General features: G+C 68.1%; 14 protein-coding genes. 9 read left to right on the top strand and 5 right to left on the bottom strand.

The features are described 5' to 3' along the window. Positions 1-124: 124 nt before the first annotated feature. From EJC49_RS14980 to EJC49_RS14995, 4 genes are all read right to left on the bottom strand, one after another. A complete protein-coding gene (locus EJC49_RS14980; RefSeq protein ID WP_126700749.1) occupies positions 125-1228 on the bottom strand; it encodes a nickel/cobalt transporter in 1104 nt (367 codons plus the stop codon). Further along, positions 1228-1845, bottom strand: a complete 618-nt coding sequence (locus tag EJC49_RS14985; protein WP_342635358.1) for a DUF1007 family protein — start codon at positions 1843-1845, stop codon at positions 1228-1230. Before EJC49_RS14985 ends, EJC49_RS14980 begins: the two co-directional genes overlap by 1 nt. 136 nt (positions 1846-1981) lie before the next feature. Then, complete coding sequence (locus tag EJC49_RS14990; RefSeq protein WP_126700751.1) at positions 1982-2881, bottom strand: LysR family transcriptional regulator; 900 nt, start codon at positions 2879-2881, stop codon at positions 1982-1984. Between the two features lies 1 nt (position 2882). Next, positions 2883-4082 carry an amidase gene (locus EJC49_RS14995; protein WP_126700752.1) on the bottom strand — a complete coding sequence of 400 codons (1200 nt, stop codon included), beginning with the start codon at positions 4080-4082 and terminating at the stop codon, positions 2883-2885. Between the two features lie 626 nt (positions 4083-4708). Between EJC49_RS14995 and EJC49_RS15000 the strand changes: the two genes are divergently transcribed. Both EJC49_RS15000 and EJC49_RS15005 read left to right on the top strand, forming a co-directional pair. Then, positions 4709-5842 carry a type III PLP-dependent enzyme gene (locus tag EJC49_RS15000; protein WP_126700753.1) on the top strand — a complete coding sequence of 378 codons (1134 nt, stop codon included), beginning with the start codon at positions 4709-4711 and terminating at the stop codon, positions 5840-5842. A 135-nt stretch (positions 5843-5977) separates the two neighbouring features. After that, the gene (locus EJC49_RS15005; RefSeq protein WP_126700786.1) at positions 5978-6559 is read left to right on the top strand and encodes a GNAT family N-acetyltransferase; all 582 of its coding nucleotides are present in this window, start codon (positions 5978-5980) and stop codon (positions 6557-6559) included. An 88-nt stretch (positions 6560-6647) separates the two neighbouring features. On the opposite strand, the gene EJC49_RS15010 is transcribed toward EJC49_RS15005, so the two are convergent. Next, positions 6648-6929 carry an SCP2 sterol-binding domain-containing protein gene (locus tag EJC49_RS15010; protein WP_126700754.1) on the bottom strand — a complete coding sequence of 94 codons (282 nt, stop codon included), beginning with the start codon at positions 6927-6929 and terminating at the stop codon, positions 6648-6650. A gap of 225 nt (positions 6930-7154) precedes the next feature. On the opposite strand from EJC49_RS15010, the gene EJC49_RS15015 reads away from it, so the two are divergent. From EJC49_RS15015 to mgtE, 7 genes are all read left to right on the top strand, one after another. Next, positions 7155-8756 (top strand): acyl-CoA carboxylase subunit beta, encoded by a 1602-nt coding sequence (locus tag EJC49_RS15015; RefSeq protein WP_126700755.1) that lies wholly within the window; start codon positions 7155-7157, stop codon positions 8754-8756. A gap of 151 nt (positions 8757-8907) precedes the next feature. Beyond that, positions 8908-10074: an acyl-CoA dehydrogenase family protein gene (locus EJC49_RS15020; protein WP_126700756.1), complete on the top strand. Its 1167-nt coding sequence runs from the start codon at positions 8908-8910 to the stop codon at positions 10072-10074. A gap of 175 nt (positions 10075-10249) precedes the next feature. After that, positions 10250-12223 carry an acetyl/propionyl/methylcrotonyl-CoA carboxylase subunit alpha gene (locus EJC49_RS15025; protein ID WP_126700757.1) on the top strand — a complete coding sequence of 658 codons (1974 nt, stop codon included), beginning with the start codon at positions 10250-10252 and terminating at the stop codon, positions 12221-12223. A 142-nt stretch (positions 12224-12365) separates the two neighbouring features. Further along, positions 12366-13430 (top strand): dipeptidase, encoded by a 1065-nt coding sequence (locus tag EJC49_RS15030; protein WP_126700758.1) that lies wholly within the window; start codon positions 12366-12368, stop codon positions 13428-13430. 171 nt (positions 13431-13601) lie between these two features. After that, entirely contained in the window at positions 13602-14876 is a 1275-nt protein-coding gene (locus EJC49_RS15035; RefSeq protein ID WP_126700759.1) for an aspartate kinase, read from the top strand. 75 nt (positions 14877-14951) lie between these two features. Next, complete coding sequence (gene ptsP / locus EJC49_RS15040; RefSeq protein WP_126700760.1) at positions 14952-17222, top strand: phosphoenolpyruvate--protein phosphotransferase; 2271 nt, start codon at positions 14952-14954, stop codon at positions 17220-17222. 360 nt (positions 17223-17582) lie between these two features. Further along, positions 17583-18929: a magnesium transporter gene (mgtE, locus tag EJC49_RS15045; protein WP_126700761.1), complete on the top strand. Its 1347-nt coding sequence runs from the start codon at positions 17583-17585 to the stop codon at positions 18927-18929. Positions 18930-19126: the final 197 nt, after the last annotated feature.

A 19126-nucleotide genomic window follows, 5' to 3' on the forward strand; every position in this document is an offset into this window, starting at 1 on the left:
GCCGGTTTGGGCCAAATTCGTCGGTCTTCGTCTCCGCCGGGCCACCAGCCCGACGATCGACGGAGACCTCGACCTTGTCCCAAACCATCCCCGGCAGAATGAACCGTATTGGACGCGACACGCTTTAAGCGTTCAAACTCGCTGTCAGCAGCACGAGACCGAGCAGGAACACCAGCGCCGCGCCGCCGATCTCGATGCCGGCATGGATGACGTTGCCGGTGCGGCCGTCTCCGGCCAGAGCGACGGCGACGTTCTTGGCCGTAACGGCGATGGTGGCGAGCGTGGCGACCGTGATCGCGGTGCCGATCGACATGGCCAGCACAGAGACGATGCCGCCGAGCCACAGCCCGTTCAGGAACGAGAAGGTGAGCACGATCAGCGCGCCGCTGCAGGGCCGCAGGCCGACGGCGGCCACCGCCGACCAGGCCGTGCGCCAGTCGAAACGGTCGCCCGAGATCATGGCCGGGTCCGGCGCGTGGGAATGGCCACATGTGGCACAGACCTCGCCTGCCGCGTGATCATGGTGATGGTGTGCATGCGCGGCGTGATCGTGCGCATGGTCGCCGTGTCCGTGATGTCCGTGATGATGGTCGTCGGCGGGCGCGTGATCATGTCGATGCGCTGCATGTCCGACAGCCGCCGCCGACAGGCTGTGCGCGGGCGCGCGGCCCATCATCCGGGCGACGCGCGGCGCGAGCTTCTTCCAGAGCAGCCAGGCGCCGAAGGCGGTGACGAGGGCATAGCTCGCGGTTTCGAGAAACCGGGTGGCATCCGTCATCGAAACCGAAGTGCCGCGCAGCACGAGGAAAGCCAGGCCGACCACGATGATCGCGGTTGCGCCCTGGAGCAGGGCGGAGACGAAGGACAGCATGACGCCCCGCCGCAGCGCCACCTCGTTGGCCAGCATGTAGGAGGAGATGACCGCCTTGCCGTGGCCGGGACCGGCGGCGTGGAATACGCCGTAAGCGAAGGACAGGCCGACGAGGACCCAGAGCTTCGAGCCGTCGTCGCGCATTGCCTTCAGGGCACCGGTGAGCGCGCGATAGAAGCCCTGCTGCTGCACGTTGACCCAGTTCATCAGACTGCCGAAAAGGCCCGTCTGCGGCAGCATCGCCTCGTTGGATCCGATGCCGAGCGAGCTCTGCGCATGGGCATGGCCGAGGAAATGCGTGAGCACATAGGTGATGGCGAGGACCGCGAAGACGGTCCGCACGACGGTCCTGTTCATCAGCCGGCTGCTCCGCAGGTGATTTCGAGCCGGGTCGCGAACAGGCTGCCGATGTCGTTGCTTTCGGGATCGCTGAAGAACTCTTCGGTCAGGAATGCCTGGTTCTGGGCGATGGCCTCGTCGGGGTCGGGTCGCACGACCGCCCGGCTGCATCCGCCCGGCAGATTGTCGATCGCCATGGTGTCATCGTCGAGGAAGTCGATCGCGGTATAGAAGGTCGGGTCGTAGACGCCGAAATCGATTCTGCCGGCGAGCTTCAACTCGTTTTCGGGCTCCGATTCGAACAGGATGATCAACTGGTCGTCCTGGTAGTCGACCATCAGGCCCGGCGGCGGGCGCATCGCCACCGGCTTGCCATTGGCGCGCACCATCTGGAAATAGCCATAATCGCCAATGGACTCGTAGACCACGCGCGACACTTCCTTGAGTTCCTCCGCGTCGAGCTTGAGGTCGCCATTGGCGTCGAACTCCAGCAGCACGGTGGACGAGAAGAGATCGTCGAATCGCCAGACGTGGCGAAGCGACCGCACGTCTCCCTCCGGGGTGACGGTCACGTCGAGCCGGGCCTCGGCGAACACATGGGGATGGGCGAAGGCCGGCAGCGGAACGGCGAGCACCGCGGCGCATGCTGTGGATAGGAGGGCCGATCTCGCGAAAGCATTCATCGGAGGCTGCCGGTGTCCCTGCCGGATGTGGTGATTTGCATATCGATGTCTACCACAAAGCGGGCGAAAATGGGACTGGCGGGATGCGTCAGGACGAGCCCCTGTCCCTGAACCACTGCACGAGGAAGTCCACGAAGACCCGAACCTTGGCCGGCAGATAGCGGCGGTGCGGGTAGACGGCGAAGATCCCGCCGCCGGAATACATGCGCTCGTCCATCAGCGCGACGAGGTTGCCGGTCTCGATCTCGGGCGCGGCGATGAAATCCGGCAGGATCGAGAAGCCGAGGCCGGAGACGGCGGCCGCGCGCGCGGCGAGGGGGCTGTTGACCTCGATAGGCCCCGATACCGCGACGCTCAGCATCTCGCCGCCATCGCCCTTGAACGGCCAGTTCGCCAGCCAGCGGCCGTTCGTGTCGATGATGCAGGGACGAGAAGCCAGCTGCTGCGGGCTCTGCGGCATGCCGACGCGTTCGATGAGAGCCGGGGAGGCGCAGAGCCGGACACTGAAAGGCGACAGCCGCCGCGCGATCAGCGAGGAGTTCTCCAGCCGTGAAATCCGGATCGCGAGGTCGAACCCTTCCTCGACGAGATCGACGAAACGGTCGTCGAGGTTGATGTCGAGCACGATGTCGGGATGCGCGAGCGCGAAGTCGATCAGGCACTGGCCGATCGGCGCGTCGGCGAAGGTGCGCGGGGCCGAGAGCTTGATGCGGCCGCGCACGTCGCCGGATGATTCGCGCACGGTGTCGGCCAGGCTGTCGATCTCGCGGATGATCTCGACCGCGCGCTTGTAATAGGTGTGGCCGGCCTCGGTCATGGAGAACTGGCGGGTGGTCCGGTTGAGCAGCAGCGCGCCCAGATCGTCCTCCAGTTCGCGGACGTACTTCGACAGAAGCGCCTTGGATCGGCCGATCTTGCGCGCGGCGGCGGAGAACCCTTCCGCCTCGACCACGTCGATGAAGGCGCGCATGCGGGTGAGAGTGTCCATCTCAGGCGGTTCCGGTACTGGCGAGGATGGTGCGGGCAAGGCGAATGAGGGCGCGGTCGCTGCCTTCCGGCCCCAACAGCGAGACGCCAAAGGGCGCGCCGTCGACGGTGCCGAGCGGCAGGGTGATCTGCGGCAACCCCGACAACCCGGAGAGGCAGAGCAGCCGCAGGGCGCGCTCGCGGTAGGCCTGGATGGCGTCGAAGCCGGTGTCGGTGAGCGGCGCCGCGCCCGGCATGGTGGGCAGGACGAGGAGGCCGTCCGCGCCCAGCATCCGCGCCAGGCCGGCCTTGAAGGCCGCGCGCACGACGCTTTCCCGCTCCACGGTCGCCGCGTCGACGGTGGCGCCGAACTCGAAGCGCTCCTTGACGCCCGGCCCCAGCCGGCGGTCGCCGGACGAGATGAAAGGGCCGTGGACGGTCCAGGCCTCTGCCGCCTGGAGGCGGCGGAAGGCCCAGTAGAGGTCGTCGATCGACTGCGTGAAGGCGGCTTCCGATTCCGGCGTGCCGAGCACGCGCGCGGCGACGGCAACCATGCGCTCGTATTCGGCGCGTTCGGCGGGGCCGAGGACGAGGGCGTCGAGGATGGCGATCCGGAACGGTTTCCAGTCGCGCGCCGATTCGTGGCCGGCGGGAAGCAGCACGTCGGCCACGCGCTCATAGGTTTCGATGTCCCTGGCGAACCAGCCGAAGGTGTCGAGGGAGGGCGCCAGCGGCATGGCGCCCTCGAGCGACACCGCGCCATGGGTGAGACGCAGGCCGACGAGGCCGCAAAAGCTCGCCGGGCCGCGAATCGAGCCGCCCGTGTCGGAGCCAAGGCCAATGTCGGCCAGACCGCCCGCCACCGCCGCCGCCGAACCCGAGGAGGATCCGCCCGTCACCCTGGCCGGTGCGGCCGGATTGACCGGGAACGGATAGTGCGCGTTCTGGCCCATCAGCGAGAAGGTCAGTTCGTCGGTCTGCGTGCGGCCGATGAAGCGGGCACCCGCGTCGAGCAGCACCCGCACGGCCGGCGCGGTGCGCTGCGCGGGTTCCGCCTCGGCCAGCTTCTGCGGATTGCCGCCGCCCGTCTTCTGGCCGGCGATATCATAGATGTCCTTGACCGCCAGCGTCAGGCCGGCCAGCGGCCCGGCGGCGGCGCTTTCGGGCGCGGGCCCGTCGCGGTCGAGAAAGGCTTTGTACGGGTCGTGCATGCGGCGGGTCATTGTCTCTGCAGGTGAAACGTCGGCGCGAGCATCGTTCAGCAAGAACGTTTGCGCAAGCGGGACGAAGCGGTTCGGCCATGCCCTGCGTCATCGAAAAGGCAGGAAAACCGGCGGGCGCCGCCCAGCCAAAGTTTTTCGTCGAGGGGCATATTTTCCGTTGATTGTGACAGACGCTGTCCCTATATCCGCCTTGCCCAAAGTCGCACGTGCCTGTGGGTGTCCGCCGATCCCTCGAATGGCGAGGAAATCGGTAAGGTAACCGGAGCTAACCCCTCCGGTCGGTTCGACGGCCAACCGCCGATCCGAGGACACCTTGAAGCAACGACGGTGCGGGCCTTTCTGGTTCTCTTCCGGTCGTCCAAAGACCGGGGTTACTGAAGAGGCACACCATCATTGCCGGCAGTGCGGTTGGGATCTCCCATCCAAGCCAAGGCAGACAAAGCGGATTACGGCCGGGCGGTCGTGATCCATCGCCGCGAGACGGCATTGCGTGGTTCCGGGGTCTCCACCGGCTGGCTCCACGTCATCGACGTCTCGACTTTGTCCACCCTGTGTTCGCGCGGCTGACGGCCGGCGTCGCAGAGCCTGCTTGTGCGCGCCTTGCTGGCGCGAATGGAGAGACCCCGATGGCCACCCAGCGTATCCTCGACTTCCTCGCCACCCGTCGTCCCGCCGGCCCCTGCCTGGTGGTCGATCTCGACGTGGTCGCCGACAATTTCCGCGCCTTCGAGAAGGCGCTGCCGCAGAGCAAGATCTACTACGCGGTGAAGGCGAACCCGGCGCCGGAGATCCTGCGCCTGCTCGCCTCCATGGGCTCGTCCTTCGACACCGCTTCGGTCGCCGAGGTGGAGATGGCGATGGACGCCGGCGCGCCGGCCGATCGCATCTCGTTCGGCAACACCATCAAGAAGGAGCGCGACATCGCGCGGGCCTTCGAGCTCGGCATCCGCCTGTTTGCGGTGGACTGCGTGGAAGAGGTCGAGAAGGTGGCCCGCGCCGCGCCCGGCAGCCGCGTGTTCTGCCGCGTGCTGACCGACGGCGAGGGCGCCGAGTGGCCGCTGTCGCGCAAGTTCGGCTGCGTGCCCGCGATGGCGGTCGACGTGCTGCGCCGCTCGCGCGAGCTCGGTCTCGACGCCTATGGCGTATCGTTCCACGTCGGCTCGCAGCAGTGCGACCTGACCGCCTGGGACCGCGCGCTGGGCGACGCCAAGCGCGTGTTCGCGACGCTGGCGGACGAGGGCATCGTGCTCAAGATGGTCAACATGGGCGGCGGCTTCCCGACCCGCTACCTGCGCGACGTGCCGGTGGCGCAGGCCTACGGCCAGGCGATCTTCGAGGCGCTGTCGAAGCATTTCGGCAACCAGCTGCCGGAGACCATCATCGAGCCGGGCCGCGGCATGGTCGGCAATGCGGGCGTCATCAAGTCGGAAGTCGTGCTGATCTCCAAGAAGGCCGTCAACGACAATGTGCGCTGGGTCTACCTCGACATCGGCAAGTTCGGCGGTCTGGCCGAGACGATGGACGAGGCCATCCGCTACCCGATCGTGACCCCGCGGGACGGCAGCGAGCTCGGCGCCTGCGTGCTGGCCGGCCCGACCTGCGATTCGGCCGACGTGATGTACGAGAAGACGCCGTATCCGCTGCCCCTGTCGCTGACCATCGGCGACGAGGTGCTGATCGAGGGCACGGGCGCCTATACGACGACCTATGCCTCGGTCGCCTTCAACGGCTTCGAGCCGCTCCGATCCTACGTGATCTGACGGCTCGCCGGCTCAAGCAGCCGGACGCCGCCAGATCATGCCTGCCGCCGGGGATCCGTCCCCGGCGACGGGTTCGCTCGTGGACAATTCATCCGCTTGTGAAGGATCGCGGACATGAACAACAAACTTGCAATGATGGGCGTGGCGGCGGAGCCGGTTACCTCTCTCCTCGTGGAGGAGAGGGTCGCCATCGCAGCCGAGCAACCGCATGACGTCGCCGCGCGCGAGGCGCTGCTCGACCGGGCCATGGGTCTCGGCCGCAAGCGCAAGTCGTCGGAAAAGCTGCGGCGGGGACGCCGTCCGTCGGAAGGCCTCGCCTTATCGGCGAAGGACGCGGACGGCCGGCTCGTCGGCACGGTTCGGCTCTGGGACGTCACGGCGGGCGAGGGCGGAGCGACGGCGTTGCTGCTTGGCCCGCTCGCGGTCGATCCCTCGGTCAAGTCGGGCGGCATCGGTTCGGCGCTGATGCGCCAGGCGATTGCCGAGGCAGGCAGGCTCGGTCACGGCGCGATCCTGCTCGTGGGTGACGCCCCGTACTATGCCCGCTTCGGGTTCACGGCCAACAAGACCGACGCGCTGTCGATGCCCGGCCCCTACGAGAAGAGCCGGTTTCTGGCTCTCGAACTCATCGAGGGCTGGCTCGACGGGGCAAAGGGCACACTGAAGGCGTCGGGCCGCAAGGCGAAGGGTTCGGAGCGTCGGCGGATGGCGGCGTAACGTCGTCCATCGACGCCGGATCGGTGGCGGCGCGCCGGAAGGCGACGCCGCCAAGAGGCGTTACTAGCCCCGATACTCCAACTGGCGCTCAGAGCGCCTGGCTGAGCGCCATGGCCGCCGACATGTCGCCGGCCACCTTCATCTTGCCGGTCATGAAGGCGGCGGTCGGGTTCAGGTCGCCGGCGATGAGGGACTCGAAATTGTCCATGCTCATCGAGATGGTGCAATCGGCCTCGCCGTCGCCGACCGTGGCGCTTTCGCCGTCGATCAGGATCGCGCCGTCGGCGCCGAGGTCGATCTTCACCGACCGGTCGAAACCGGTGCCGGTCAGGCGTTCGCCGATCTTGGATGCAATCTGGTCGAGGCTCATGTCAGTCTCCCTGGTGCGGCGAACGATTCATCCGCCCGTTGATGTCGCATGCCGGAACGACGCCGTCCGGCGATGGCCTCCCTTACCAGCCGATTGACGTTTACGTCAACGTTGATTAGCCTTGATGCTGCGGGAGGAGGAGCCGGCATTGACCTTTCAAAGCTTTCTGAAGGCGGAATGTTGCGGCGGTGCGACGCGATGCCTCGCCGTCGCGGGGGCGTGTTGATGCCGGCGCTGGCCTCGCGGCTCGACCCGCGCTCCGACACCTTTCGGGCCAATGCCGAGGCGATGGCGGCAAAGCTCGCGGAGGTGCGCGACCTCGAGGCGAAGGTCCGCGCCAACTCGGCCTCACGCGCCGACCGCTTCGCCGAACGCGGCCAGATCCTGCCGCGCGAGCGTGTCGAGCGGCTGCTGGACCGCGGCCAGCCCTTCCTCGAACTGATGACGCTCGCCGGATTGCGCATGCATGACGATGACGGCGACCGCAACATCATGGGCGGCGGCACGATCACCGGCATCGGCGTGGTGGCCGGGCGGCGCTGCATCGTTTCGGCGTCGGACAGCGGCATCAAGGGCGGCACCGTCCCGCCGATCGGGCTGAAGAAGGCGCTGCGACTGCACGAAATCGCCTTCGAGAACAGGCTGCCGCTGATCTACCTCGTCGAGAGCGGCGGGGCGAACCTGCTCCACCAGGCCGAGATGTTCGTCGAAGGCGGGCGCTCCTTCGCCAACCAGGCGCGGCTGTCGGCGGCCGGCATCCCGCAGGTGGCGATCGTTCACGGGTCGTCGACGGCGGGCGGGGCCTATCTGCCCGGCCTGTCGGACTACGTCGTCCTGGTGCGTAACCGCTCGAAGATCTTTCTCGCCGGGCCGCCGCTGGTGAAGGCGGCGATTGGCGAGGACGCGACCGACGAGGACCTCGGTGGGGCCGACCTGCACGGCCGCGTCACCGGCCTTGGCGAACATGTCGCCGAGGACGATTTGCAGGCGCTGGCCATCGGCCGCGAGATCATGCGCAACCTCGCCTGGGACATGGTGGAGCCGGCGGCGGCCGTCGCGTCGCCGCTGTTCGACGAGGAGGACCTGCTCGGGATCGTTTCGGCCGACGGCCGCCAGCCCTTCGACATGAAGGAGGTCATCACGCGCCTCGTCGATGGCTCGGATTTCTTCGAGTTCAAGGCGGAATATGCGCCCGACACGCTCTGCGGCCATGCCGCGATCGACGGGCATCGGGTCGGCATCCTGGCCAACAACGGTCCGATCATGCCGACGGGCTCGCTGAAGGCGGCGCAGTTCATCCAGCTCTGCGACCAGGCCGGCACGCCGCTGCTCTTCCTGCAGAACACGACCGGCTACATGGTGGGCTCGGCCGCCGAGCGCGACGGGGCGGTCAAGCACGGGTCGAAGATGATCCAGGCGGTGGCGAACGCGCGCGTGCCGAAGTTCACGATCGTCATCGGCGGCTCGTATGGCGCCGGCAATTACGGCATGTGCGGGCGCGGGTTTTCGCCGCGCTTCATCTTTTCCTGGCCGACGGCCCGCACTGCCGTGATGGGCGGCGAGCAGGCGGCGAAGGTCATGGAGATCGTCACGCGGGGGAAGGGCGGCGGGGCGGTCGACGAAGCGGCGCTGGCGAAAATGACGGCGGGCATCCGCGCGGGCGTCGAGGCGCAGTCCACCGCGCTTTACGCCACCGCCCGGCTCTGGGACGACGGCATCATCGATCCGAGGGACACGCGGCGCGTGCTCGCGCTCTGCCTGCGGATCGCGGCGGAAGGGGATGCGCGGGTGCTGCGGGCGAACAGCTTCGGGGTGGCGCGGGGGTAGCGCACGCGACGCCCCCTCCACCGCCTTCGGCGGTCCCCCTCCCCCGCTTCGCAGGGGAGGATCTGGCGCTGGATCCTCCCCCGTTTACGGGGGAGGGGACCGCCGAAGGCGGTGGAGGGGGTGCGGCCATACAGAAATGGGAGGAAACCACATGCACTTCACGGCCGAACACGAGAGCCTGCGCCGCACGGTGGCGCGGTTCGTCGAGACCGAGCTCAATCCCCATGTCGACGCCTGGGAGGCGGCCGAGGGGTTTCCCTCGCACGACGTCTTGAAGAAGATGGGCGATCTCGGCCTGCTCGGCGTCAAGTACGATCCCGACTATGGCGGGCTCGGGCTCGACTTCTCCTATTCCATGGTGATGGCCGAAGAACTCGGCGCCTGCCATTGCGGCGGCGTGCCGATGGCGATCGGCGTCCACACCGACATGTGCACGCCTGCGCTCAACCGCTTCGGCTCCGATCACGTGAAGCGGAACTTCCTCGCGCCGTCGATTTCGGGCGACGTCGTGGGCTGCCTCGGCGTGTCGGAGCCCGGCGGTGGCTCGGACGTCGCGGCGGTGAGGACCATCGCGCGCAGGGACGGCGGCGACTGGGTGATCTCGGGTACCAAGATGTGGATCACCAACGGCATGGAGGCCGACTGGTGCTGCCTGCTCGCCAACACCTCGGATGGGCCGCCGCACAGGAACAAGTCGCTGATCTGCGTGCCGATGGACGCGAAGGGGATCACGCGGCAGAAGATCCGCAAGATCGGCATGCATTCCTCCGACACCGCGCAGCTGTTCTTCGACGAGGTGCGGGTGCCGCAGGAAAACCTGATCGGCCAGGAGGGGATGGGCTTCACCTACCAGATGCTGCAGTTCCAGGAGGAGCGGCTCTATTCGGCGGCGAGTTCGCTGAAGGGCTTCGACCGGCTGATCGACCTGACGATCGACTATACCGGCCAGCGGCAGGCCTTCGGCAAGCCGATCCTCGACAACCAGGTGGTCCACTTCCGGCTGGCGGAACTCAGGACGGAGGTCGAGGCGCTCAGGGCGCTGACCTGGAGCGCGATCGAGCAGCATGTGGCCGGCGCCGACGTGACGCGGCTCGCCTCCATGGCCAAGCTGAAGACCGGCCGGCTGGCGCGCGAACTGACGGATTCGTGCCTGCAATACTGGGGCGGCATGGGCTACACGGCCGACAACCCGGTCAGCCGCGCCTGGCGCGACACGCGGCTCGTCTCCATCGGGGCCGGCGCCGACGAGATCATGCTCGGTATCATAGCCAAGCTGGAAGGCACGCTGCCGGGGACGGGCAACAGGGCGCGGGGGTGAGGGTGGTGCGTCCTTCGAGGCTCCCCTTCGGCAAGCTCAGGGTCGCACCTCAGGATGAGGACCGGCTGCGCAGTTCGCGAGCAGTTCTTCTGGTCCGACGCTGCAGAGGGGCGGCAAACGCCCGCGCTCCTCATCCTGAGGTGCGAGCGAAGCGAGCCTCGAAGGACGCACGACGATGATCCGCACGCTCCTCATCGCCAATCGCGGCGAGATCGCCTGCCGCATCATCCGCACGGCGCGGCGGATGGGGATTTCGACGGTGGCGGTGCACAGCGACGCAGATGCCGGCGCGCCGCATGTGCATATGGCCGACCGCTCCGTGCGGATCGGGCCGGCGGAGGCGGCGCGTTCCTATCTCGACGCTGATGCCATCCTTGCCGCCGCCCGCCTGGCCGGCGCCGACGCGGTGCATCCCGGCTACGGCTTCCTGTCGGAGAACGCGGATTTCGCGCAGGCCTGCGCGGCGGCCGGGATCATCTTCGTCGGGCCGCCGCCCGAAGCGATCCGTGCCATGGCCGACAAGGCCCGCGCCCGCATCCTGATGGCGAAGGCCGGCGTGCCGGTGGTGCCGGGTTATGACGGCGAGGATCAGTCGGCGGAACAACTCGCCGCCGAGGCGGAGCGGATCGGCTTTCCTTTGCTGGTCAAGGCATCGGCCGGCGGCGGCGGGCGCGGCATGCGCCGGGTGCGATCGCCCGGCGACCTCGCGGCAGCGATCGAGAGCGCGCGGCGGGAGTCCGAGAATGCCTTCGGCGATGGCGACCTGATCCTCGAGCGGCTGGTCGAAGACGCCCGCCACATCGAGGTGCAGGTCTTTGCCGATCGCTTTGGCGGCTGCATCCATCTCGGCGAGCGCGACTGCTCGGCGCAGCGGCGGCACCAGAAGATCATCGAGGAGAGCCCGTCGCCATGTGCCGACACCGCCCGTCGCATCGCCATGGCGCGTGACGCGGTCGCCTGCGCCCGGGCGGTCTCCTATGTCGGCGCTGGCACGGTGGAATTCATCGTCGGGGCGGATGGCGGCTATCATTTCCTGGAAATGAACACGCGGCTGCAGGTGGAGCATCCGGTGACCGAGATGGTGACCGGGCTCGACCTCGTGGAATGGCAGCTCCGCGTGGCCGCGGGCGAGCCGCTGCCGCTCGGCCAGGTGGACGTGGTCTTCGACGGCCACGCGATCGAGGCGCGGCTCTATGCCGAGGATCCTTGGTCGGGCTTCCGGCCGCAGACGGGGACGGTGCGCGGCTGGCGGCCCGTCGTCGGCGCCGACGAGCCCGGCCTGCGAATCGACACCGGCGTGGCGGACGGCACGGTGGTGACGCCGTTCTACGATCCGATGATCGCCAAGCTGATCGCGCATGGGCGCGACCGGAACGAGACGATCCGCCGGCTGATGCGGGCGCTGGAGAAACGGCCGCTGTTCGGTTTGAAGACCAATCGCGCCTTCCTGCTGGACCTGCTTGCGACGCCGGAATTCGAGGCCGGAGCGGTGACCACCGATCTGATCGACCGCTGGATCGCCACCGACGCCGCGCTCATGCGTCCGCAGCCGCCGTCGCGCGAGACGGTCGCACTGGCCGCCGCCTGGCTGGCGCTGTCGGCGCCGGGCGGCTGGTTCCGCTCGACGGGCATCGCGGCCTGCCCGATCACGCTCGACAGCGAGGGCGCGCGGTTCGAGTCCGTGGTCCGTTTCGAACGTGGCCGCTATGCGGGCGTCTCGGTGGACGGCCTCGATGCCGGGCTGGCCGAGGCGCGGATCGAAGACGGGCGGATTCATGGCGTGCGCAGAGAGGGCTCTGGCGCGCCGTCCAGCCTGGTCGTCGCCACCGTGTTCGCCGAGGGCCGCGACGTCTGGCTCGACCGCGACGGCCGTACCTGGCGGTTCTGCGAGCCGGATCGTCTTGCCGGGCCTCAGGCGGCATCCGATCCGTCGCTCATCCTGTCACCCGTCACCGGGACCCTGCGCGCGCTGACGGTGGCGGCCGGCGACCGGGTCGAAGCAGGGCAGGGGGTGGGGATGGTGGAGGCCATGAAGATGGAAACGGTGCTCGACGTCGGCGCTGCCGGGACCGTGACGGCCGTCCGCGCCCAGCCCGGGGACCAGGTGCGCGCCGGGGACGTGATCGTGGAACTGGCGCTGGACGGCTGACGCCGGGTCCGTCCCGCCGGGCTCAGGCCCCGGAGAGCCGCCGCGTTCCCGTTTGCCCTGCCACCCCCGCTCGGATACGACTTGGCGGGCGTGCCGGGGAGGGGCCGCACGAGACCCCGCAACGGAGACGCTTCGTCCGCCCATGACATCATCCGCCATCGTCCCGGTCTTCGACGGCCACAACGACACGCTGCTCCGGCTCCATGCCGCCAAGGTGGCGGAGCCGGAACGGCTCTTCCTCGACGGTACGCGCAAGGGCCACATCGACCTTCCGCGGGCACGGGAAGGCGGTTTTGCGGGCGGATTCTTCGCGGTCTTTCCGCCGCCGCTCGGGCCGATCGACTTCTCTACGCCCACGCCGCCACCCGGCGACGACGCCCTGCTGCCGCCCGAACTGGCGCAGGGCGACGCCATGGCCGCCACCGTCGCCATGGCGTCGATCCTGTTTCGGCTGGAACGTGCGTCGGATGGCGCGCTGACGGTCTGCCGCAGCGCGGCCGACATCCGCTCGGCGATGGACCGGGGCTCGATCGCCGCGCTGTTCCACATCGAGGGCGCGGAGGCGATCGGTCCCGACCTCGCCCTGCTCGACGTGCTGCACGCCGCCGGCCTGCGCTCGCTCGGTCCCGTCTGGAGCCGGCGCAACGCCTTCGGCGAGGGCGTGCCGTTCCGCTTTCCCTCGACGCCCGACACCGGACCCGGCCTGACGGACGCGGGCAAGGATCTCGTGCGCGCCTGCAACCGGCTGAGGATCCTCGTCGACCTGTCGCACCTGAACGAGAAGGGGTTTCGCGACGTGGCTGCGATCTCCGACGCGCCGCTGGTCGCCACCCATTCGAACGTGCACGCGCTCTGTCCCTCGGCGCGCAACCTGACGGCCTGGCAGCTTTCGGCGATTCGCGAGACGGGCGGCATGGTGGGGCTGAACTTCGCCACCGGCTTCCTGCGCTCGGACGGGCGGATGGGCGGCGACACCGCGCTCGACGTGATGCTGGCGCATGTCGACGCGCTGCTGGAGGCGCTGGGCGAGGACGGTGTCGGTTTCGGTTCGGACTTCGACGGCGCGCCGATTCCGGCCGCCATTCGCGACGTCGCCGGCCTGCCGCGCCTGATCGAGGCGATGGAGGCCCGCGGCTATGGCCGCGACCTGATCGAGAAGATCGCCTTCAGGAACTGGATCGGGCTACTGGAGCGGACGATCGGGTAGGACGTCTGCCGCGCGGCGTCGGGGCGCCGGTTGCCCCCGGCGAAAGCTTGCGTCGCGCAGGCGCTTTGGTTATGGAAGCCGCGCATCCACGCGGCGGCGGCACCCGTCACGCGACGTTTCATTTCCCGTGGCCGACAAGGCTGCGACCCCCCGCAAAGGCATATCGCTTCCATGGCGCGCATCGTGATGAAATTCGGCGGGACTTCGGTTGCCGATATCGGTCGCATCCGCAATGTGGCCCGTCACGTCAAACGCGAGGTCGACGCCGGCCACGAAGTGGCTGTGGTCGTCTCGGCCATGGCCGGCAAGACCAACGAGCTGGTCGGCTGGGTTCGCGACGCCTCGAAGGCCGAGGGATCGAATTTCAACGTCTACGACACGCGCGAGTATGACGCCGTGGTGGCGTCGGGCGAGCAGGTGACGTCGGGTCTGCTGGCGCTGGTGTTGCAGTCGATGGGCATCCATGCAAGGTCGTGGCAGGGCTGGCAGATCCCGATCCGGACCGACAACGCCCACGGCGCGGCGCGCATCGACGAGATCGACGGCTCGTTCCTGATCAAGCGCTTCGGCGAAGGGCAGGTGGCGGTGATCGCGGGCTTCCAGGGCATCGGCCCGGACAACCGCATCGCCACGCTCGGCCGCGGCGGCTCCGACACCAGCGCGGTGGCGATCGCGGCGGCCGTGAAGGCCGACCGCTGCGACATCTACACCGACGTCGACGGCGTCTACACCACCGATCCGCGCATCGAGCCCAAGGCGCGGCGTCTGGCCAAGATCAGCTTCGAGGAAATGCTCGAAATGGCCTCGCTCGGCGCCAAGGTTCTCCAGGTGCGCTCGGTCGAACTCGCCATGGTGCACAAGGTGCGCACCTTCGTGCGCTCCTCCTTCGAGGACCCGGACGCTCCGGGCATGGGCGATCTTCTCAATCCCCCCGGCACCCTCATATGCGACGAGGACGAAATCGTGGAACAGCAGGTTGTTACCGGCATCGCCTATGCCAAGGACGAGGCCCAGATATCGCTCCGCCGCGTCGCCGACCGACCCGGCGTGGCCGCCGGCATCTTCGGGCCGCTGGCGGAAGCCAACATCAATGTCGACATGATCGTCCAGAACATCTCCGAGGACGGATCGCGCACCGACATGACGTTCACGGTGCCGTCGAGCGACCTCGACAAGGCGCTGGCCGTGCTCGACCAGTCGCGTGGTACCATCGGCTTCGAACTGGTGCAGCACGACACCGGCATGGCCAAGGTGTCGGTCATCGGCATCGGCATGCGCAGCCATGCGGGCGTGGCCGCCACCGCCTTCAAGGCCCTGTCGGAAAAAGGCATCAACATCCGCGCGATCACGACCTCCGAGATCAAGATCTCGATCCTGATCGACGGCGCCTATACAGAGCTCGCCGTGCGGACTTTGCATTCCGTCTACGGTCTGGATAAGCAATAGTCCTACCAGTCGTTGCTCGGCCTGCCGCAACCGCGATTCGCGCGGCGGCGGCGGAAGGCCGTGGGAGATGGGTCGATGCGTGAAATCGCCGGCAGCCCGCGGGTATTGCTGAGAAGGCTGCGCGAGCTGATGGCCGAGGCGGCCGAGCCGCAGGCCAGGCTCGATCGCATCGTGCGTGAAATCGCCTCCAACATGGTGGCCGAGGTCTGCTCGCTCTACGTGCTGCGGGCCGATTCCGTCCTGGAGCTCTACGCCACCGAAGGCCTCAATCCGAGCTCGGTGCACCTTGCGCAACTGAAGCTCGGACAGGGCCTCGTCGGAACCATTGCGGCCAGCGCGCGAGCGCTCAACCTGCAGGACGCACAGAACCACCCGGCCTTCACCTACCTGCCGGAGACCGGCGAGGAGATCTACCACTCCTTCCTCGGCGTGCCGGTGCTGCGCGCGGGCCGGACGCTCGGCGTGCTGGTGGTGCAGAACAAGACCAAGCGCCACTATGGCGACGACGAGGTGGAGGCGCTCGAGACCACCGCCATGGTGATCGCCGAAATGGTCGCGACCGGCGACCTGAAGCGCCTGACCCGGCCCGGCCTGGAACTCGACCTGTCCCGCCCGGTGACGATCGAGGGCGTCGCCTTCAACGAAGGCGTGGGCCTGGGCCACGTGGTGCTGCACGAGCCGCGCATCGTCGTCACCAACCTCTTCAACGAGGACGTCGATACGGAGCTGCGCCGGCTGGACAATGCGCTCGGCTCGCTTCGGGTGTCGATCGACGACATGCTGTCGCGACGCGACGTCGCCAGCGAGGGCGAGCACCGCGCGGTGCTCGAGGCCTATCGCATGTTCGCGCATGATCGCGGCTGGGTGCGGCGGCTGGAAGAGGCGGTGCGCAACGGCCTGACGGCGGAAGCGGCCGTGGAAAAGGTGCAGAGCGACATGCGCGCGCGCATGATGCACATGACCGATCCCTATCTGCGCGACCGCATGAACGATTTCGACGACCTCGGCAACCGGCTGCTGCGGCAACTGATGGGGCATGGCTCGGATGCCATGGCCGCCGCTCTGCCGCGCGACGCCATCGTGGTGTCGCGCTCGATGGGGGCGGCCGACCTGCTCGACTATCCCCGCGAAAAGCTGCGCGGCCTCGTGCTGGAAGACGCGGCCGCGACCAGCCATGTCGTCATCGTTGCCCGCGCCATCGGCATTCCCGTGGCGGGACAGGCCAAGGGCGCGGTGTCGATGGCCGAAAACGGCGATCCGATCATCGTCGACGGCGACGAAGGGCGGGTGCACCTGCGGCCGCAGCCGGACGTGGAGGCCGCCTTCGCCGAAAAGGCCCGGTTCAGGGCTCGCCGCCAGGAGCTCTACCGCGAGCTGCGCAGCCGTCCGTCCGTCTCGCGCGACGGCGTCGAGGTGGAACTGATGATGAACGCCGGGCTGGCGGTCGACCTGCCGCAGCTTGGCGAGGCGGGCGCCGCAGGCATCGGCCTGTTCCGCACCGAGCTGCAGTTCATGGTGGCGTCGACCTTCCCGCGGGCGCAGGCGCAGGAGGCGCTCTACCGCCAGGTGCTGGAAGCGGCGGGCGACAAGCCGGTGACCTTCCGTACCATCGACATCGGCGGCGACAAGGTGCTGCCCTATTTCCGCGGCTCCGAGAAGGAAGAGAACCCGGCGCTCGGCTGGCGCGCGATCCGTCTCACGCTCGATCGTCCGGCGCTGCTGCGGACGCAGTTCCGGGCGCTTCTGAAGGCGGCCGGCGGTCGCGAGTTGCGGGTGATGCTGCCGATGGTGACCGAGGTCTCGGAAATCCGTCGGGCGCGCGAGATCATCGACCGCGAGGTGAGGCACCTCGCCCGCTTCGGCCACCATCTGCCGACGAGCCTCAGCATCGGCGCGATGGTGGAGGTGCCGTCGCTCCTGTTCCAGCTCGACGAGCTGATGCGGGAGGTCGATTTCGTCTCGATCGGTTCCAACGACCTGTTCCAGTTCATGACGGCGACCGATCGCGGCAACGGCACGGTCGCGTCGCGCTTCGACCCGCTGTCCGCGCCATTCCTGCGGGCGCTGAAATCGGTGCTCGACGCCGGGTGCCGCGCCGGCACGCCGGTGACGCTGTGCGGCGAACTCGCCAGCCGGCCGATTTCGGCCATGGCGCTGATCGGCCTCGGTTTCCGCTCCATCTCCATGTCGGCCGCCGCCATCGGCCCGGTCAAGGCGATGCTGGTCGACCTGCCCGTGGAGGCACTGACCGCCCAGATGGGCCTGATCCTCGGCGACGGCGGTGGCGCCCATGACGCCCGCGGCCTGCTGCGGACGTTTGCAGCCGACCACGACATCCCGCTTTAGGGTGGCGTGATGGAGCCGGCCGGACACCGCGCCCTATCCGGCCGCTTCGTGCCGGACGGCCCGGACGCCGCGCGCAAAAACCCCGAGATCCCTCGTCGCATGGAATGCCCGGCTCCCTGATCCGAGCGCTTTGAAATTGACATTCCGGACGATTCATGGGTTAGGGACGCGGTCTTCCGCTGCGGCGGAAGACGGACTCCCACAGGAGAAGAACTTGGACGACCGACCTAGATTCACGGTGACCCGGAGCCAATTCGAGGCTCTCGAGGTTGGCCATTTCGACGTGACTTTCCGGCACGGTTCCGTTCGTTCGTTCTGAACTCGCGGCTCCGTCGTCGGGAAACCGAGACGGAGACCGAGATGAAGACCACTCCCTTTTCCGACCTGACCGCGTTGATGCGCACGGGCGACATCGAGGCGGCGCGCGTCCGCATCGATCGCGAACACCCCGCCGACATCGGCAGCATGATCAACGACCTGGATCCCAAGGAGGGCTGGGCCGTCCTCGAACTGCTGACGCTGGATCGCCAGGCGGAAACGTTCGGCTACCTCGATCACGACGTCCAGGTTGGATTGGCGACCGTCGCGCCGCGCGCCAAGCTGGCGGCCATCGTCGTGCAGATGAACGCCGACGAACGCGCCGACCTCTACAACGAACTCGCCGACGACCAGCGCGAGGCGCTGATGCCGGCCCTCGTGCAGGCCGAGCGGGAGGACATCCGCAAGCTCGCCGCCTATGAGGAGGGTACCGCCGGGGCGATCATGACGTCGGACTATGCGACGCTGACGCCCGATCTGACGGCCACCGAGGCGCTGACGAAGCTGCGGCGCGAAGCGCCAGACAAGGAGACGATCTATCGCGCCTATGTCGTGGACGACGAGCGCAAGCTGATCGGCTCCGTCCGGCTGCAGGACATCATCACCGCGCCGGCCAGGGCCACGGTGGTCGACGTCATGCAGACCAACACGCTGGCCGTGAACGTGGATGACGACCAGGAGGACGTGGCCCGCAAGATCGGCCGTTACGACGTCCTGGCGCTGCCGGTGCTCGATGCGGAGGGACGCATCGTCGGCATCGTCACGCACGACGATGCGCTGGATGTGCTCGAGGAAGAGACGACCGACGACTTCCACCGTGTCGGCACCGTGACGAACCTCAGCGGGCGCGTGGGCGAAGCGACGATCTGGATGCTCTATCGGGCGCGCATCGTGTGGCTGGTGCTGCTGGTCTTCGGAAACATCTTCTCGGGCGCCGGGATCGCCTATTTCGAGGACACGATCACGGCCTACGTCTCGCTGGTGTTCTTCCTGCCGCTGCTGATCGATTCCGGCGGCAATGCGGGTTCGCAGTCGGCGACGCTGATGGTGCGCGCGCTTGCCACCGGGGATGTGCGCCTCTCGGACTGGGGAAGCATGATCGGGCGGGAACTCATGGTGGCGCTCGGGCTGGGCCTGACGATGGCCTTCGCCGTGTCCTTCATCGGCGTCTACCGCGGCGGCCCCGAGATCGCCATGGTGGTGGCTTCGTCCATGATCCTGATCGTCGTCGTCGGATCCATCATCGGCATGTCGCTGCCCTTCGTGCTCAGCCGGTTCAATCTCGACCCGGCGACGGCGTCCGCGCCGCTCGTCACGTCGATCGCGGACGCGTCGGGCGTGCTGATCTACTTCACGATCGCCACGACCTTCCTGCCGTTTCCGGGCTGAGGCGGGCTGCGCCCGACCCGTTTCCGGGACGGGCGCGAGCCGCCTCGCGGAGAGCGATCATGGTCGATCCGGCGGGAGGCGGAGATTTGACCGCGTTGCGGCGGCCATGAGACTGGACGTCGCGCGGCAAATCCGTCATTCAGTCGCCGCCCGAACGGAACGGCTTCTGCCCTCCCGCATTGCGCGGGCCGGGCAAA

Origin of the sequence: Aquibium carbonis, assembly GCF_003970795.1 — a bacterium.
Lineage (GTDB): Bacteria > Pseudomonadota > Alphaproteobacteria > Rhizobiales > Rhizobiaceae > Aquibium > Aquibium carbonis.

Coding starts and splice junctions, on each gene's coding strand:
- ptsP (WP_126700760.1), top strand. CDS start 14,952: ATGCGTGAAATCGCCGGCAGCCCGCGGGTATTGCTGAGAAGGCTGCGC.
- EJC49_RS15000 (WP_126700753.1), top strand. CDS start 4,709: ATGGCCACCCAGCGTATCCTCGACTTCCTCGCCACCCGTCGTCCCGCC.
- EJC49_RS15010 (WP_126700754.1), bottom strand. CDS start 6,929: ATGAGCCTCGACCAGATTGCATCCAAGATCGGCGAACGCCTGACCGGC.
- EJC49_RS15030 (WP_126700758.1), top strand. CDS start 12,366: ATGACATCATCCGCCATCGTCCCGGTCTTCGACGGCCACAACGACACG.
- EJC49_RS14995 (WP_126700752.1), bottom strand. CDS start 4,082: ATGACCCGCCGCATGCACGACCCGTACAAAGCCTTTCTCGACCGCGAC.
- EJC49_RS15015 (WP_126700755.1), top strand. CDS start 7,155: ATGCCGGCGCTGGCCTCGCGGCTCGACCCGCGCTCCGACACCTTTCGG.
- EJC49_RS15025 (WP_126700757.1), top strand. CDS start 10,250: ATGATCCGCACGCTCCTCATCGCCAATCGCGGCGAGATCGCCTGCCGC.
- EJC49_RS14980 (WP_126700749.1), bottom strand. CDS start 1,228: ATGAACAGGACCGTCGTGCGGACCGTCTTCGCGGTCCTCGCCATCACC.
- EJC49_RS15020 (WP_126700756.1), top strand. CDS start 8,908: ATGCACTTCACGGCCGAACACGAGAGCCTGCGCCGCACGGTGGCGCGG.
- EJC49_RS15035 (WP_126700759.1), top strand. CDS start 13,602: ATGGCGCGCATCGTGATGAAATTCGGCGGGACTTCGGTTGCCGATATC.
- EJC49_RS14990 (WP_126700751.1), bottom strand. CDS start 2,881: ATGGACACTCTCACCCGCATGCGCGCCTTCATCGACGTGGTCGAGGCG.
- EJC49_RS15005 (WP_126700786.1), top strand. CDS start 5,978: ATGGGCGTGGCGGCGGAGCCGGTTACCTCTCTCCTCGTGGAGGAGAGG.
- mgtE (WP_126700761.1), top strand. CDS start 17,583: ATGAAGACCACTCCCTTTTCCGACCTGACCGCGTTGATGCGCACGGGC.